10 protein-coding genes are annotated in these 16,978 nt (G+C 46.8%); 9 read left to right on the top strand and 1 reads right to left on the bottom strand.

Annotation, left to right across the window (positions count from 1 at the left end):
* The first annotated feature begins 66 nt into the window (after positions 1-66).
* From mnmG to DXT99_RS14775, 6 genes are all read left to right on the top strand, one after another.
* The gene (gene mnmG / locus DXT99_RS14805) at positions 67-1,929 is read left to right on the top strand and encodes a tRNA uridine-5-carboxymethylaminomethyl(34) synthesis enzyme MnmG (RefSeq protein ID WP_115566349.1); all 1,863 of its coding nucleotides are present in this window, start codon (positions 67-69) and stop codon (positions 1,927-1,929) included.
* A complete protein-coding gene (locus DXT99_RS14800; RefSeq protein ID WP_115566348.1) occupies positions 1,930-2,817 on the top strand; it encodes a class I SAM-dependent methyltransferase in 888 nt (295 codons plus the stop codon).
* A 76-nt stretch (positions 2,818-2,893) separates the two neighbouring features.
* Positions 2,894-4,504, top strand: coding sequence for an Ig-like domain-containing domain (locus tag DXT99_RS14795; RefSeq protein ID WP_115566347.1), 1,611 nt, complete (start codon positions 2,894-2,896; stop codon positions 4,502-4,504).
* A 1,209-nt stretch (positions 4,505-5,713) separates the two neighbouring features.
* Positions 5,714-7,792, top strand: coding sequence for a cation:proton antiporter (locus DXT99_RS14785; RefSeq protein ID WP_115566345.1), 2,079 nt, complete (start codon positions 5,714-5,716; stop codon positions 7,790-7,792).
* Positions 7,755-8,315, top strand: a complete 561-nt coding sequence (locus tag DXT99_RS14780) for a DUF4385 domain-containing protein (protein WP_115566344.1) — start codon at positions 7,755-7,757, stop codon at positions 8,313-8,315. The genes DXT99_RS14785 and DXT99_RS14780 overlap by 38 nt, the downstream gene beginning before the upstream one ends.
* A 36-nt stretch (positions 8,316-8,351) precedes the next feature.
* Positions 8,352-8,810 carry a hypothetical protein gene (locus tag DXT99_RS14775; RefSeq protein WP_115566343.1) on the top strand — a complete coding sequence of 153 codons (459 nt, stop codon included), beginning with the start codon at positions 8,352-8,354 and terminating at the stop codon, positions 8,808-8,810.
* 302 nt (positions 8,811-9,112) lie between these two features.
* On the opposite strand, the gene DXT99_RS14770 is transcribed toward DXT99_RS14775, so the two are convergent.
* Positions 9,113-10,249: a hypothetical protein gene (locus DXT99_RS14770; RefSeq protein WP_181885142.1), complete on the bottom strand. Its 1,137-nt coding sequence runs from the start codon at positions 10,247-10,249 to the stop codon at positions 9,113-9,115.
* 234 nt (positions 10,250-10,483) lie between these two features.
* Here DXT99_RS14770 and DXT99_RS14765 point away from each other — a divergent pair, with 234 nt between their 5' ends.
* The 3 genes from DXT99_RS14765 (at position 10,484) to DXT99_RS14755 (ending at position 16,577) form a co-directional block, all read left to right on the top strand.
* Positions 10,484-11,986, top strand: coding sequence for a glycine--tRNA ligase (locus DXT99_RS14765; protein WP_115566342.1), 1,503 nt, complete (start codon positions 10,484-10,486; stop codon positions 11,984-11,986).
* Positions 11,987-12,165: 179 nt separating this feature from the next.
* Positions 12,166-14,232: a cation:proton antiporter gene (locus tag DXT99_RS14760; RefSeq protein ID WP_115566341.1), complete on the top strand. Its 2,067-nt coding sequence runs from the start codon at positions 12,166-12,168 to the stop codon at positions 14,230-14,232.
* A 272-nt stretch (positions 14,233-14,504) separates the two neighbouring features.
* Positions 14,505-16,577, top strand: a complete 2,073-nt coding sequence (locus tag DXT99_RS14755; RefSeq protein WP_115566340.1) for a cation:proton antiporter — start codon at positions 14,505-14,507, stop codon at positions 16,575-16,577.
* Positions 16,578-16,978 lie beyond the last annotated feature (401 nt).

The raw sequence follows: 16,978 nt of genomic DNA, 5'->3' as shown, positions 1-16,978 counted from the left end.
TCGCAAAAAGGAATTACCAACCTCCTGCAGATGTTTCACGTGAAACATCCCTAAAAATCAGAATACATGTTTCCAGAATACGATATCATTGTTGTTGGCGCTGGGCACGCAGGCTGCGAAGCCGCTGCCGCTGCAGCCAAGATGGGTTCAAAGGTGCTGTTAGCAACTATGAACATGAACACCATTGCACAAATGTCTTGTAACCCTGCCATGGGCGGTGTGGCCAAAGGCCAGATTGTTCGCGAGGTGGATGCACTGGGTGGTATGAGCGGTATCATCACCGACCAGACCATGATCCAGTTTCGCATGCTTAACAAATCAAAAGGCCCGGCCATGTGGAGCCCGCGCGCGCAAAGTGACCGCATGCGTTTTGCAGAAGCCTGGCGTTTGTCTCTGGAGCAAACAGAGAACATCGACTTCTGGCAAGAGATGATAACAGGCATAGAAGTAGAAGATGGTAGAGCAGCCGGTGTGCGCACAAGCCTGGGGATAACTATACGTGGAAAGGCCGTTGTATTAACCAATGGCACGTTTTTGAATGGTATTATCCACATCGGAGAAAAGCAACTAGGAGGGGGGCGTGCCGCTGAAAAATCGGCCAAAGGCATTACCGAGCAACTCGTTGAACTTGGCTTTGAAGCTGGCCGCATGAAGACCGGTACACCTCCGCGTGTAGATGGCCGCTCACTAGACTACAGCAGAATGGAAGAGCAGTTCGGAGACGAGAAGCCATCAAAGTTTTCTTATACCAACACAGAGCCACTGCCACAACAACGCAGCTGCTATATCACCTACACCAATCCAGAGGTACACGAAATTCTGAAAACGGGATTTGAGAAATCGCCAATGTTCCAGGGCCGTATCCAGGGATTGGGACCGCGCTATTGCCCATCCATTGAAGATAAAATCAATCGCTTTGCAGACCGCGACCGTCACCAGATTTTTGTTGAACCAGAGGGATGGAGCACAGTGGAAGTATACGTGAATGGATTCTCCAGTTCCCTGCCGGAAGATGTGCAGCTAAAAGCTCTGCGCAAAATTGAAGGATTTGAGAACGCTAAAATGTTCCGCCCTGGCTATGCCATCGAGTACGATTTTTTCCCGCCAACGCAGCTTAACCTGACGCTGGAAACAAAGCTGGTAGAGAACCTGTACTTTGCCGGCCAGATAAATGGAACCACCGGTTACGAAGAGGCCGCATGCCAGGGATTAATGGCGGGTATAAATGCCCATAACAAGATAAACGAAAAAGCGCCATTCGTGCTGAAACGTTCAGAAGCTTATATCGGAGTGTTGATTGATGACCTGGTAAACAAAGGCACCAATGAGCCTTACCGCATGTTCACCTCACGTGCTGAGCACCGCATCCTGCTGCGCCAGGATAACGCTGATATCCGTTTAACGAAGCTTGGCTATGAGCTAGGCTTAGCGGATGAATCTCGTAAAAAAGCTGTGGATAAGAAGATCGAGGAAACAGGTGAAATCATCGCTTACTTAAATAATAAGCCGATCGAGCCGGGAGATATCAACATGATGCTGGAAAGTTTAGGCTCGGCTCCCATCACAGAAAAGCAGCGAGCCGGTCAGCTCATTAAGCGTCCGAATGTAGAGATAGAGCACATCGCAGCGGCAGTACCATCGGTGGCAGAATACTTGAGCAAGTTCAGAGAAGACAGCGTGGAGCAGGCAGGCATACAGGTAAAGTATGAGAGCTATATTGAGAAAGAGTATAGCATGGCCGCCAAAATGAGCGAACTTGAAAACTACATCATCAAAGAGAGAATAGATTACCGTAACATACCTGCCTTATCAGCTGAGGCAAAAGAAAAACTGCTGAAGGTAAACCCGGAGACAATCGGGCAAGCCTCCAGAATCAGTGGCGTTACGCCAGCTGACATTTCAGTACTAATGGTATACCTGGGTAAATAAATGAGCTACGAAAGACTGGAACAATGCCCGATCTGCGGCAAGGAAGAATTTAAAAATTTTTTAGTAGTAACAGACAACGCTGTATCAAAGGAGAGCTTCGTTATTGTGGAATGTGAGAACTGTTCTTTCAAATTCACAAATCCAAGACCCGATACTGAAAGCATAGGCCAGTACTATGAATCAGAGGAATATATCTCCCACAGCAACACAAAAAGTGGAATTATCAACAGAGCGTACCATGTGGTGCGCTCTATTACCACCAAGCAAAAGGTAGAGCTTATCAACAGGCATTCGCCTGCAAAAGGAAGCGTTCTGGATTATGGCTGCGGTACAGGAGTGTTCCTGAGCGCCTGCAAAAAAGACGGCTGGGAAGTAAGAGGAGTAGAGCCGAACGACAGGGCAAGAGAGGCGGCAGCAACAGAAACAGGTGAACTGATTGCAAAGAGCCTGCAGGATATACAAGGGGAAAAGTTCGAGGTAATAACGCTCTGGCACGTGCTGGAGCATATCCATACCCTCAACGAAACCATCAGCCAGCTGCTGGAAAGCCTGCAGGAAGACGGCACCTTAATTATAGCCGTACCCAACGCCGACTCACATGATGCAAAGGAGTACAAGGCCGATTGGGCAGCCTATGACGTGCCGCGCCACCTGTACCATTTCACGCAGCCCACGATGAAGCGCTTCCTGAAAAAGCATAAGATGGTACTGGCGGAAGTGCTGCCGATGAAGTTTGACGCCTACTACGTGAGCATGCTCAGCGAAAAGCACAAGGAAGGCAAAAATAAAATGATCAGCAGCGTGCTGAATGGCTACAAATCGAACAGCTATGCTGAAAAGAACGGAAACGATTATTCAAGCTTAATTTTTGTAGCTAAAAGAAAATAAAACACATTATATAACGTGTGATATCTGGATAGGCAAGCGAGAGTTTGCCTATTTTGATTTGAGACAAAACACCCAAATGAAATTAAAGACAGCACTTATTTTATCAGGCATGGTAGCAGGTTTGGCCTCCTGCGCCACCATGAGCGCACCCGAAGGAGGCCCGAAAGATCTTGAATCGCCAACACTAATTGAAAGTAACCCGAGAGACCAGCAGCTGAATGTAAATACAAAAACAATTGAATTGGTTTTTGATGAAGAAGTGCAGCAAAAAAACCTGACGAAGGAATTGCTGGTAACGCCAAACATCAACAACAAATACCAGGTTAAAAGCAACCGCAATGTAATGACGCTGGAGTTTGAGAACCAGCTACAGGATAGCACCACCTTTACCTTCAACTTCAGAGAAGGCATTGTGGATATAACAGAGCAAAACAAGGCTCAGAACCTTAAATTAGCTTTTAGCACCGGCTCATTTATTGACTCCAGCAGTGTAAGTGGTAAAGTAGTGGACCTGCTTAAGCAGACGCCGGAGAAGGGCGCTGTAGTGGCTTTGTACCAGGCAGAGGATACGCTGAGTATCCGGAAGAACAGGCCCTACTATTTAACCACAACAGATGATGCAGGCAATTATGAGATTGAAAATATAAAGGAAGGCAATTATCGGGTGTATGCTTTAGTAGATAAAAACAACAACACTTTTTACGATACAGAAGAAGAGAAGATCGCTTACCTGCCTGCCCCCCTCCGGATAATGCCCGGCACAGATTCTATCAACCTGCAGACTGTTCGCTTTGATACAAAGAAGCCGATTCTACTTCAGCGGGAAAGATACACTGACCGTTTTATAGCCAACTATAACGAAGGTATCCAAAGCTTCACCGCAAGTCCGGTTGCAGCTGGTACAGACAGCCTGGTGCATAGAATTGGCGCCGATGGAAAAGCAGTAGAAGTGTTTAAAACTCCAGAATTTGATGGTGGACAAACAGTGCTGACGGCTGTTGATTCTTCCGGTAATATAGCCATAGATACAATTGTAATAGCTTTTGAAGGCAGAAGAGCACAGCGTGTAAGAGGCGCACAATTAAAAGTTATCAACGGCAAACCAAAAAGTAGCTTCAGAGTTGGCCAACAGGTAACACTGGAAGTAGAGACCCCTGTACGCATTACCGGCGACACCCCTATCACGTTGATGGCAGACACAACGGTGCTGCACCAACTGACACGGGAGCAGGTGAGTCTTGACAGAACAAACACTGAAGTCAGCTTTACTTTACCAGAAATTAATGAACGCATCAAACAGGTAGCCGTGGTGTTAGACAGTACTGCTATCATACCCTTAACAGGAGATTCTTTAAGCTTCCAGCCTCTAAACATTACCATCGCAGAGGCGCGTGGTACAGGTATATTAAGTGGAACAGCCGTTACTGATTATTCTTCCTTTATCATACAGCTGCTTAACAGCGAGTATAAAGTTGTGGAGGAAATCCGGGATAGTAAGAGCTTCCGATTTCGAAATCTCGAACCAGGCGCTTACAGACTAAGGGTACTGGTAGACGAGAATAACAACGGAATTTGGGAAAAGGGAGATCCTAATTTTGAAAGGGAACCGGAAAAAGTATATGTCTTACCTGATGCCGTAGATATCCGCGCCAATTGGGAAAGAGAAGACATACTATTAGAATTTTAAAAAACTTAAATTTGATAAGAAAGGGAGGCCAAACGGTCTCCCTTTTTTTTATGGCACCGGATGATAATGAAATAAAAAGAAGCTACAATAGCACAATTACTTTCAACTCTTCCCTCCTTTCATTCCTTCAGCGACGGGCTTAAATTACTTTTGACTCCTGAGGCTACAGTCATTCTACCGCAAATTTTCTGTAGCCATTTTACTCTGACTATACCAACTGCAGCAACACTTACCGGTAAGCAAATCGAAACATAAAAGTTGCCAGTTGCATCACCATTGTTCGTATTGGCATACCCCATCTGCAACTGCACCTCCGTCATCATCTGCTATCAAATTCTGAACTTAACCACTTAATGGCAGGAGGCAAAAACAAGATTTCAGGTTGCTCCTGGATATGTTTTGAATGCGGCTACTGCTATACCATTCTAACAACTCATCTACTCCTGCTTCCTCTATAACTGACACCCCGCAGATCAACTAACCCATAGTTCAGCCTTATCTAAGTTTAGAAATAAAAAGTGTAAGTGTACGAAGTCTGCTACTTACACAGCACGATGATCTGAAGTGCAGGTGTAATCTCTCCGATAATTTACACCTGTATAATAATAGTACACACGCACAGTTTCAAAAATAGGCGTACAATAATGAGCCTTCCTGACAAGAGAAAACTAGAAGAAGAAACAAAAAAGAGTAATCCACAGAAGGGGTGGAATATGTGTGGATAAACGTGGGTAAACCGCAGGACAACTTACACACCCCAAAGTGTAAGGGTGAAAACACAGGTGTGTAAGGACCAAAAAGTGGATTAAGGTGTACAAGTCACTGTGTAATCGTACACTTTCCACGTATTTGTTTAGTGTGTAAAAAGAAATACACAAAAAAGAGGAGAAAGTGGATAAGCAGGCTAAACAACTGAAACAGAAAAATATAAAATCCACAGATCTGAACAGGTGCTGGTGAAAAGGAAGAGAACTGTAAACAAGTTATAGGCAGTAAACATAATTGAGTAAAGTTGTCCACTTATAAACACACCTTATAATGAAAGAAAGATATTTAAGATAAAACATTTTATAAAAGTTATTAGGTGTTAAGAGTTGTGGAAAGGTGAAAAAAGACTCTGTGTAAGGGAGCTGAAGCGTAACACGAAAACTATACAAGAGAAAAAAACGGTATATTTAAGGCAGATACGCCAAAGAAAGAAAAACAAGTATGCTTCTTAATATAGATCTCACATTACCCTTCAAAGACCCAGTACTCATATTCACGCTGGTGCTGCTAATCATATTAGTAGCACCAATTATCCTGAACAGGATAAAAGTGCCGGGCATAGTAGGGATGATTCTGGCGGGTGTGATAGTAGGCCCGAACGGATTGAACATACTACAGCGGGATGCCAGCATTGTCTTGTTTGGAACTGTAGGCATACTGTACATCATGTTTCTGGCAGGGCTCGAAATAGACATGATAGACTTCAAGAAGAGCAGGAAGAGAAGTGTGATATTCGGCATGTTCACGTTCTTTATACCGATAACCGTGGGTACGCTGGTATTCCATTATATAATGGAGTATAATTTCTTGTCGGCTGTGCTGCTGTCGAGTATGTTCTCCTCCCATACGCTCATCGCATACCCCATAGCCAGCAGGCTGGGGTTAAGTAAAAATGAAGCAGTAACCATAACGATAGGAGGTACAATAGTAACAGATACTGCCGTGTTACTGGTACTGGCTATCGTTTCCGGATCGACGCAGGGAGACCTTGATGCGATGTACTGGATTCAGCTGGCCGTGTCGATGAGCATCTTTGTAGCCATCGTAGCTTTTGTGTTTCCGCGCATAGCTAAATGGTTTTTCAAGCAGGTTGAGAGCGAGAAGGGGGCACAGTTTATATTTGTGCTGACCGTAGTGTTTGCAGCGGCAGTATTGGCAGAGCTGGCAGGAGTAGAAGCCATTATAGGGGCGTTTCTGGCGGGCCTGGCACTAAACCAGTTAATCCCGCACACTTCAGCCTTGATGAACAGGATAGAGTTTGTGGGGAACAATATCTTTATCCCGTTTTTCCTGATAAGCGTGGGCATGCTCGTTGACCTGAGTGTTTTGTTTAGGGGGCCGGAGGCGCTCATCATTGCCGGAACCATCGTAGTGATTGCCATTGTCACAAAATACATCGCAGCGTTTGTCACTCAGAAGGTATTCAACTACTCCATATTGCAGCGCAACCTGATCTTTGGTTTGAGTAGTGCACACGCGGCTGCCACACTGGCTGTAGTGCTGGTAGGCTTTGATCTTGGTATCATTAACGAGGACGCCCTCAATGGCACCATAGTACTGATACTGGTAACTTGCCTAGTAAGCTCGTTTATAACAGAGAAAGCAGGAAGGAAGCTGGCTATTATGGAAAGCAGGAGAAAGCCGGACCTGAGTGACAAGCCAGACCGGATACTGGTGCCGATTGCCAACCCCACAAATATCGAGAAGCTGATAGACCTTTCTATCATGCTGAAAAACCCGGAATACCATGAGCCTATTTATCCGCTGGCTGTGGTAATAGACAACGAGCATGCCGGGGAGGAAATCTACCGCAAAAACAAAATGCTGCAGGAAGCCATTAAACATGCCGCCGCCACAGACAACGACGTGCAGCTGGTTTCGAAAATAGACATCAACATAGCAAGTGGTATACTAAGGGCCATAAAGGAGCTCATGATCACAGAGGTTGTGTTAGGGTGGAACGGGAAGATAACAACCAGGGACAGGATATTCGGAACCATACTAGACAACCTGCTTCAGAATACCGAAGAAATGATTCTGGTGTGTAAAATCATTCAGCCGCTGAACACAATAGAGCGCATTGTGGTGATTGTCCCGAACAATGCAGAAGTAGAGCGGGGCTTTTATAGATGGATACGCGCAGTCAAGCTTCTGTCGCAGCAGTTAGGGGCAAAGCTGGTGTTCAGGTCAAGGAAGAGGGCGCAGAACAAGATTAAGGAGGCAGTAACAAGCTCCAAGCCCTCAGTAGACGCCACGTATGCACCTTACACAAGCTTCAAGGAGTTCACAGACATGACATACGAGCTGAACGCCGATGATATGGTGGTGGTGGTATCAGCCCGTAAGGAAACCATATCCTATAACAACGATTTAGACGTGGTGCCAAGGGTGCTGTCTAAAAACTACAAGGAGAACAGTTTCATCATCATATACCCGGAACAGTACCCGATACACCAAACGGTACCATTGCAGGCAACATCCTATGTCGACAGCAGCAGCGAAAACGAGAAAAGGTTTTAATTACGACCTTGATTTTGCCAGTATCAACTTTAGGGAAAGGCCGGAGCTGTACCGCATTGGCAAAGGAGAGCAGGGCGTGCTGTTGGTAGAGCCTTACAAGTCGGAAATTCTCCCGCACTGGCGCTTCAGAACACCTGAGATAGCAAAGGAATCATCTGAAAAGATATATCAATTGTTTGAAGCGTATCTGCAGCAGGATGATTTTGTAGGGGCCGACATGGCACGAAAGTTTCTGCAAATGGGCTATACGCGCAGCCGGCGCTACGCCAACCATAAGTCGGGCAAGAAGTACGACGGGCCTGTTCCAGAAGATAAAAAAGGACAGAGCGGAGCACACGGCAGACAGCAATTGCCGCAGGAGCCGGATCCGGTAAAAGCGGCATCAGCGGCAGTATTCAAAGAGAAATGGGACCAGGCAAAGCAGAACGAAAGGTATCAGCTAATGAGCCAGCACTTTAGAACTACGTATGAAGAGCCACCACAGGAAAATTCTGTAAAAAAAGATAAACCTTTAAAAAAGTAATTCGCGTATCTTTGCACATATAAACTTAAATTGACAATGATCAACAAAGACATCAGGTTAGGCAAAGGGCTTGGCAAGATCAAGTTTGGCCTGACAATGGAAGAAGTAGAAGAGCTGATTGGCGAGCCGGAAGAAGTAGAAGAGTCTGATGAAGAAGATGAGTTCGAGCATCAGGCCTGGAACTACTGGGAAGAAGGCTACTCCTTGTACTTCGACAAAGAAGACGACTACCGCTTAAGCTGTATCGAGACGGCAAACCGTGAAGTGCAGATTTGGGGCGAGCGCGTGTTTGAGATGAGCAAAGAACAGGTTATGCAACTCTTTGCAGATAACGACATCACCGGTCCTGAAGAGGAAGAAGCAGAGACAGGCGAAACCCGTATTTCTTTTGAAAAAGAAATGATAGACCTGTACTTCGACGAAGACCAATTAATAGCCATCAACTTTGGGGTATTCATCAATGACAACCTGGAAGTAGTCTGGCCAGAAAAATAGCCTGATATAAGCATATTCAGAAAGCCCCGGCAGCACATCCTGCCGGGGCTTTTTTTATGGACAACCCTACAGCCACGGCAGGAGGACGAAAATAGCAGGAGGTGGAACGGGTGGAAAACAAGCTAAGCCTACAGTGGAAAAGTAATCAAAAAGTGGCTCAAGCAGGTACAGTAAGCCATATCCTGAACTTCAGCCGGGGATGAGAAGGCGAAGTACTCCACAGGAGAGACACTGCAAAAGGAAGGGCAAAAGAAAAGGCCTGGCGTGAACCAGGCCTTTTCTTTTGCTACAGAGAATACCGCCTATTCAAAGAAGAAATTCACGAGCTCCTGCTGAATAACAGGGTTGATAGCTATGGCTAGTATAACGGAGATAACTAAACCAATGGTAACAGAGAGAATATCTTTACCAATCAGGCTAAAGGTCCTTCCCAGCTTCGCGGAACTGTCCTGGTTGCGCAGGCGCATCCCCAATTCGCGTCCGGCCAGCAGCCCCACGAAGACCCAGGTTGTACTCATCGGGATATTATTTACTTCTTTGAAATAGTACAGGATAATAGAATAAATCAGATCGATGATGGTCGCACTGCGCACGTCGCGCACATCAGATTTCTCGTTGATGATATTCTGAATGCGCTCACCACGCCTGAAGAACATAAATCCCAGGCCCAGGAAAATAAAACCAGCAAAAGCGGCAAACTCCCAAACACTTAACTGACGGGGCAGGTAAACAGCTACGTTGGCCAGATCCTGCGCGAGCCACGTGTGCCACAGGAAACCACTGATGACCCATTGCGCAATGACCCAGGAGCCATGGGCCTCACCCTTCACCATTTTTTTGATGACATTCGTCATCACGATGTAAATGATAAACGCCGCTACAAAGGCCGCTACATAGCCCATCAAACTCTTACTAACCATACTGATGATGGCGCCGGAACTCACGGTAAACACACTTAACAGCATGAAAGTGGTAGACACCGGAATACGGAAGCGGGTAAGTAGCAACAGCACAATCGGAGCAGCCAACTGCAGGTAAACAAAGTTGTCGATGGTCTGGTCAAAGCCCTTCGAAGAGAGGCGTTGGTACGTCACATCCCCATTAAAGACATACCAGCTGTAGAAAACGGTGCCTAAGAAGATAGTGCCCATAAACAGCCACTGCCAGTACCATTTCTTGTCTTCGTTTGATACGATGAACGTTCCGATGGTCTGGATACTGTCGTTGGCGATGGCAGAGTAGCCGGCAAAGGCAAAGCCCACCCACATGGCAATAGAGGCGTACGGATAAACTAAACCGGCCAGGATAAGCGAAAAAGCAATAAAGTAAAGGAAGTTCTTCTCCTTGCGGATGTAGATGTCGAGTTGGCTATACCGCCTTCTGAATTTGTACGGCTTAATAGGAGCAACATGCTTTTTCCCTTTTTTTGTTTTAGCCATCTTTTAAAAACTTGGTGAGAATTATTAAACGCCGCAAGTTACTTCAAAATGAAGAGAGGGAGGGAAGGCCTATGTTAAGAAATTGTTAACACAAGGCTTAAACAGGCCCTGAAAGCCTCTGAGGCACAAAGCAAAAGCAGGTGCAGGGGCAAGATCTGCACAGATAAGGCATCATCATGAAAAAGTGTAAACCATCTGTGGCATTATCAAAAGCTAAAAAGCTATCTTTGCGCCATGGCAACACAAGAGAAAAACCCAGTAGAAAACGCACAGTTAAAAGATATTATCTCACACGCGAAGGAGTATGGCTTTATATTCCCTTCGAGCGAGATTTATGATGGCCTGCAAGCCGTGTATGACTACGGCCAGATGGGCGTGGAGCTGAAAAACAACATCAAGAGCTTGTGGTGGAAATGCATGACGCAACTGAACCAGAATGTGGTTGGTCTGGATGCGGCCATTTTCATGCACCCCCTTACCTGGAAAGCCTCCGGCCACATCGACAGCTTCAACGACCCGATGATCGACAACAAAGACTCGAAGAAGCGTTACCGTGCCGATGTGCTGATAGAGGAGAAGGCAGCGGAGTACGAAAACGCCGGTGATCCGGAAAGAGGCAAAGTGCTGACAGCCGAAATGGGCAAGCTGCTGGAGGCGGAAGATCTGGATGGCGTGCGTGAACTGATTATCCGTGAAGATATCAAGTGCCCGGTTTCCGGCACGGCCAACTGGACAGAAGTACGCCAGTTTAACCTGATGTTCTCGACACAGGTTGGTTCTGTGGCGGAAGAGTCAAGTACGATTTACCTGCGTCCTGAAACAGCGCAGGGTATTTTCGTAAACTTCCTAAACGTGCAGAAGACAGGCCGTATGAAGATACCTTTCGGTATTGCACAAATCGGTAAAGCCTTCCGTAACGAGATTGTGGCCCGCCAGTTCATCTTCCGTATGCGCGAGTTTGAGCAGATGGAGATGCAGTTCTTTGTGCGCCCTGGCACTGAGATGGAATGGTACGAGCAGTGGAAAGAGACGCGTAAGAAGTGGCACGAGGCCATCGGCATACCAGCAGAGAACCTGCGCTACCACGACCACGACAAACTGGCCCACTACGCGAACGCTGCCGTGGACATCGAGTTCAAATTCCCGTTCGGCTTCAAAGAGATAGAGGGTATCCACTCGCGCACCGACTTTGACCTGACGCAGCACCAGGAACTGAGCCGCAAGAAAATGCAGTACTTCGACAACGATTTGAATGAGGAAGGCAAGCCGTACGGCAATTACGTGCCCTACGTGATCGAAACATCTGCCGGTGCAGACCGCCTGTTCCTGATGACGCTGTGCAATGCGTACCAGGAAGAGGATATTACCGAAGGCGATAGCACCAAGTCCCGCACGTTCCTGAAACTGCACCCGGCACTGGCTCCTGTAAAAGCAGCTATCCTGCCACTTACAAAGAAAGACGGTTTGCCGGAGAAAGCATCCGAGGTATTTGATGCGTTGAAGTATGACTTCAACATGATATACGAAGAGCGCGACAGCATTGGTAAGCGCTATACCCGCCAGGACCTGATAGGTACGCCGTTCTGTATCGCCATCGACCACCAGACGCTGGAGGACGACACCGTGACTGTTCGTGACCGCGACAGCCGCGAGCAGGTGCGTATGCCAATCAGTGAGCTGCGAAACTACATTGACAAAGCCGTTAACTTCAAAAGCATTTTAGAGAAGTTAGCTTAAGCATAAGAACATTTATACATAAATAAAGAGCCTGTGGCACCTTGTCACGGGCTTTTTATTTATAACAGCATATTCTTTGAAAAAACCTACAAGTGGCCAGGCTGTAAAGGAACCTGGCAAAGCCTTAAGTAAAAATTACGTATCTTAGGGGTTTGGCAAATTTTCAGCAAACCCAAAACATGGATATAAACTTACAAAACTTCTTTCCGCAATATTTTCCTGTTCATGACCCGGTACTGATTTTCTCCCTGGTGCTTTTCATTATTCTACTGGCACCCGTCATCCTAAACCGGATCAAGATCCCAAGTATCATCGGATTAATATTAGCTGGTGTTGCTGTAGGCCCCAATGGCTTCAACATCCTATTGCGCGACCAGGGCATCATCTTGTTCGGTACAGTAGGGCTGCTCTATATCATGTTCCTGGCAGGGCTTGAGATCGACATGAACGATTTTAAGAAGAACAGGAACAAGAGCATGATTTTCGGGGCCCTTACCTTTTCTATACCCATGGTACTGGGTACCGCTGTATCTTATTACTTGCTGGAATTTGGCCTGATGTCGTCTATACTGCTGGCCAGTATGTTTGCCTCGCACACGCTCCTGGCATACCCCATCGCCAGCCGCCTGGGCATCACCAAAAACAAGGCTGTCAACATAACGGTAGGGGGTACTATTATCACCGATACAGCCGCTCTCTTGGTATTAGCCGTTATAACAGGCGCAAGTTCAGGTGAGTTGAACAGCCAGTTCTGGATAAGGCTAGGTATTTCGCTTGCCATTTTCTCTTTTATCGTGCTCTGGGTATTCCCGCGCATAACGCGTTGGTTCTTTAAGAACTATGAAACAGATGGCGTAGCGCATTATATTTTCGTGCTGGCCATGGTGTTTTTGTCAGCCTTCCTTGCCGAGATAGCAGGCGTAGAACCTATCATCGGGGCCTTCCTTGCAGGGCTTGCGCTGAACCCGCTTATTCCGCACACTTCACCGCTCATGAACCGTATTGAGTTTGTGGGCAATGCCCTGTTTATCCCTTTCTTTCTGATTGGAGTGGGTATGCTCGTGGATCTGCGGGTGTTGTTTCGGGGGCCTGAGGCGCTTATAGTGGCAGGTGCCATGATTGTGGTGGCAACTTCTTCTAAATGGATGGCCGCTTTTATTTCGCAGAAAGCCTTCCGGTTTACTAAAACAGAGGGGCAGCTGATGTTCGGCCTCAGCAATGCACAGGCTGCCGCTACTTTGGCTGCCGTGCTCATCGGTTACCGGATAGAGCTCCTGAACGAGAACGTGCTGAACGGGACTATCCTGATGATACTGGTCACCTGCATCATCAGTTCTGTGGTAACAGAGAAGGCTGCTGTAAAGCAGGCGATTGTAGACAACGAGCAGGCCCCGGACCTGTCAGAAATACCGGAGCGCATTTTGGTGCCTATTGCCAATGCCGACACGCTGGAGCAGCTTATTGACCTGGCGGTGCTGTTGAAGAATCCAAAATCAGTAGAGCCTATTTATCCGCTCATGGTTATCAAAGACGATCAGCAAAGCAAGGAAAAGCTGATTGAGAGCAATAAGCTGCTGGAGAAAGCGAAGCACCATGCCGCCGCCACCGCCACAGACGTAGCAGTGCTCACGCGCGTGGACCTGAGCGTGACAAACGGCATCATCAGGGCTATAAAAGACCGCATGATCACGGAAGTGGTAATTGGATGGAACGCCAAGATAACGGCTAAAGACAAAATTTTTGGGGGAGTACTGGATAACCTGCTACGCCGGACAGGCGAAATGATCTTTGTGGCAAAGCTCATACAGCCTGTAAATACCATAAAAAATATGAAGGTAGTGGTGCCGCCAAGAGCAGAGTTTGAAATGGGCTTTGTGCATTGGGTACACTCCGTTAAAACAATTGCCAAGCAAACCAGCGCACCCATCACCTTCTATGCCACAGACCATACCAGCAAGCGTATTGAGCAGGTGTTTATAGAGGCAAAGGCAAGTGTGCCGGTAAAGTTTAACCTCTTCGAAGACTGGGAGGATTTTCTCATTTTAGGGCGCGAAATCGTGGTGGACGACCTGCTGGTTATAGTCAGTGCCCGTCAGGGCAGTGTTTCCTACGATTCGTACTTACCGAATGTGCCGAAGCAACTGTCAAAGCACTTTGATAGGTATAACTTCGTGATAATTTACCCGGAGCAGCGCGGTATAGATAATTCAATAGACCCACGCATATCGGCAGCACCTGCCTATTGATCTCTTAGTCTTTATGAAAAGCCGGGGCAGGAGCAATCTCTTTTCATAAGCTAAATAAATTGTATAATAAAACTATTTAATTTATGGCATACTTTAAGGGCTTTAACGGACAGCCTATACGTATTAATACTTAAAAAAAGCCTGTAGCACCTAGCTACAGGCTTTTTTTGGTTTATAATCTTCTTTTCCAGAAACTTAAATCAGGCTAGGTGGTAAGAGAATTAGCGCCAAAAAATTGTATTGGTTCCATTAGAATATAAATATTATAAAATATGAATACCAATCTTGAGCAGCTTTTTCCAGGATACTTTCCAATCCATGACCCGGTACTGATTTTCTCCCTGGTGCTCTTTATCATCCTGCTTGCACCCGTTGTGCTGCAAAGGATTAAGATCCCGAGCATCATCGGACTGATATTAGCCGGTGTTGCCGTAGGTCCTAATGGCTTTAATATACTTATGCGCGATGAGGGCATTGTGCTTTTTGGCACCGTAGGGCTGCTATACATCATGTTCCTGGCAGGCCTTGAGATCGACATGAACGACTTTAAGAAGAACAGGAACAAGAGCATGGCCTTTGGTGCCATCACTTTTGTGGTTCCGATGCTACTGGGGACAGTCATGTCTTATTACCTGCTGGGTTTCGGCCTGATGTCTTCTATCCTGCTGGCCAGTATGTTTGCTTCCCATACGCTGCTGGCTTACCCCATTGCCAGCCGCCTGGGCATCACCAAAAACAAGGCTGTCAACATAACGGTAGGGGGTACTATTATCACCGATACAGCCGCTCTCTTGGTATTAGCCGTTATAACAGGCGCAAGTTCAGGTGAGTTGAACAGCCAGTTCTGGATAAGGCTGGGTATTTCGCTTGCCATTTTCTCTTTTATCGTGCTCTGGGTATTCCCGCGCATAACGCGTTGGTTCTTTAAAAACTATGAAACAGATGGCGTGGCGCATTACATTTTCGTGCTGGCCATGGTGTTCCTGGCTGCCTTCCTTGCCGAGATAGCAGGTGTAGAGCCTATCATCGGGGCCTTCCTTGCAGGGCTTGCGCTGAACCCGCTTATTCCGCACACTTCACCGCTCATGAACCGCATTGAGTTTGTGGGCAATGCCCTGTTTATCCCTTTCTTCCTGATTGGGGTGGGCATGCTCGTGGATCTGCGTGTGCTGTTCGAGGGGCCTGAAGCGCTCATTGTGGCTGGAGCCATGATTGTAGCAGCCATCGTTTCTAAGTGGCTGGCGGCATTTGCAACCGAAAAGGCTTTCGGGTTCACAAAAACGGAAGGGCAACTGATTTTTGGGCTTAGCAGTGCACAGGCTGCCGCTACTTTGGCTGCCGTGCTCATCGGTTACCGGATAGAACTCCTGAACGAGAACGTGCTGAACGGGACCATCCTGATGATACTGGTCACCTGCATCATCAGTTCTTTTGTAACAGAGAAGGCTGCTGTAAAGCAGGCCATGTTTGAAAATGAGCAGGCGCCGGATCTGTCGTTGTTGCCGCAACGCATCTTGGTTCCCATCGCAAGTTCCGACGCCGATACCATCGAACAGCTGATTGACCTCGCTGTGCTCTTAAAGAAGCCTGGTACCGCGGCCCCTATTTACCCGCTTATTGTAGTGAAGGACAATTACCAGAGCAAGGAGAAGCTAATTGAAAGCAATAAGCACCTGGAGAAGGCAGAGCTTCATGCTGCTGCCACTGAGACAGCTGTTGATGTGCTCACGCGTGTAGACCTGAATGTTACGAACGGCATACTGCGCGCTATCAAAGACCAAATGATTACAGAGGTGGTTCTGAGCTGGAATGCCAAAATCACAGCAACAGATAAGATTTTCGGCAGTGTACTCGACAATGTACTTAAGAAGACAGGGGAGATGATATTCGTGGCGAAGCTCGTGCAGCCGGTAAGCACCATCGCCAGTATTAAGGTGGTGGTACCACCCCGGGCTGAGTACGAGCCCGGCTTCCCGTGCTGGATAGATAGCATCCATACCCTGGTGAAACAGACAAGTGGCCCACTTACTTTTTACGGCAGGGAAAATACCCACCGCCGGATCGAAAAAGCCCTGCGTGAAGCAAAAGCAAGTGCCGAAGTGGTGTATGAGGTGTTTGACGACTGGAGAAACCTGAACACCCTGAAGTTAGATCTCGTGAAAAATGATTTGCTGGTTATCATCAGCGCCCGCCTTGGCAGCATCTCCTATCATTCTTATCTGCCAGACGTGCCGAAGCAGCTTTCAAAGCACTTCCGTGTCCACAATTTTCTGGTAATCTACCCGGAGCAGCACGGCCTCAGAGTAGCACCTGACCCTAAAGTAACAGCCATCCCGGCATACTGATCTATTGTAAAAAACAATCCCATGGCATAGTCTTTCTAGCTATAAATTCAGCTGAAGCTATAGCCTTTTCTCTTCCAGTTACAATACATCTTTAGCAGGCATTATCCCTGCTTTCTTCTTACTTGTTCTTCCTCACTGGTAAATCTTTTATAAAAGTAAAGTAGTGCAATAGTTATGTTAAGTTAAAAACACTTGTATGGATGTACATATTCTTGTGGTGTTATAACAAAATTGATTAATTTGTGAGTATTGGCTTTGCCCTTCCAGAGGCAAATTCCCCTCTGAGGGCAGGCTAAGGGATGGGTTTTTAAGCAACATAATCAACTGTAAAAAAGCTTCGGCGCAGTATCCTAGTGAGAAGGGTGTGATGGTTTACCTGAATATACCAGCCTATGGTGAAA

This window comes from Pontibacter diazotrophicus (assembly GCF_003367245.1).
Classification (GTDB): Bacteria; Bacteroidota; Bacteroidia; order Cytophagales; family Hymenobacteraceae; genus Pontibacter; species Pontibacter diazotrophicus.
The sequence above is the reverse complement of the archived record's forward strand: the minus strand, read 5'-3'. Positions and strand labels throughout refer to the sequence as shown.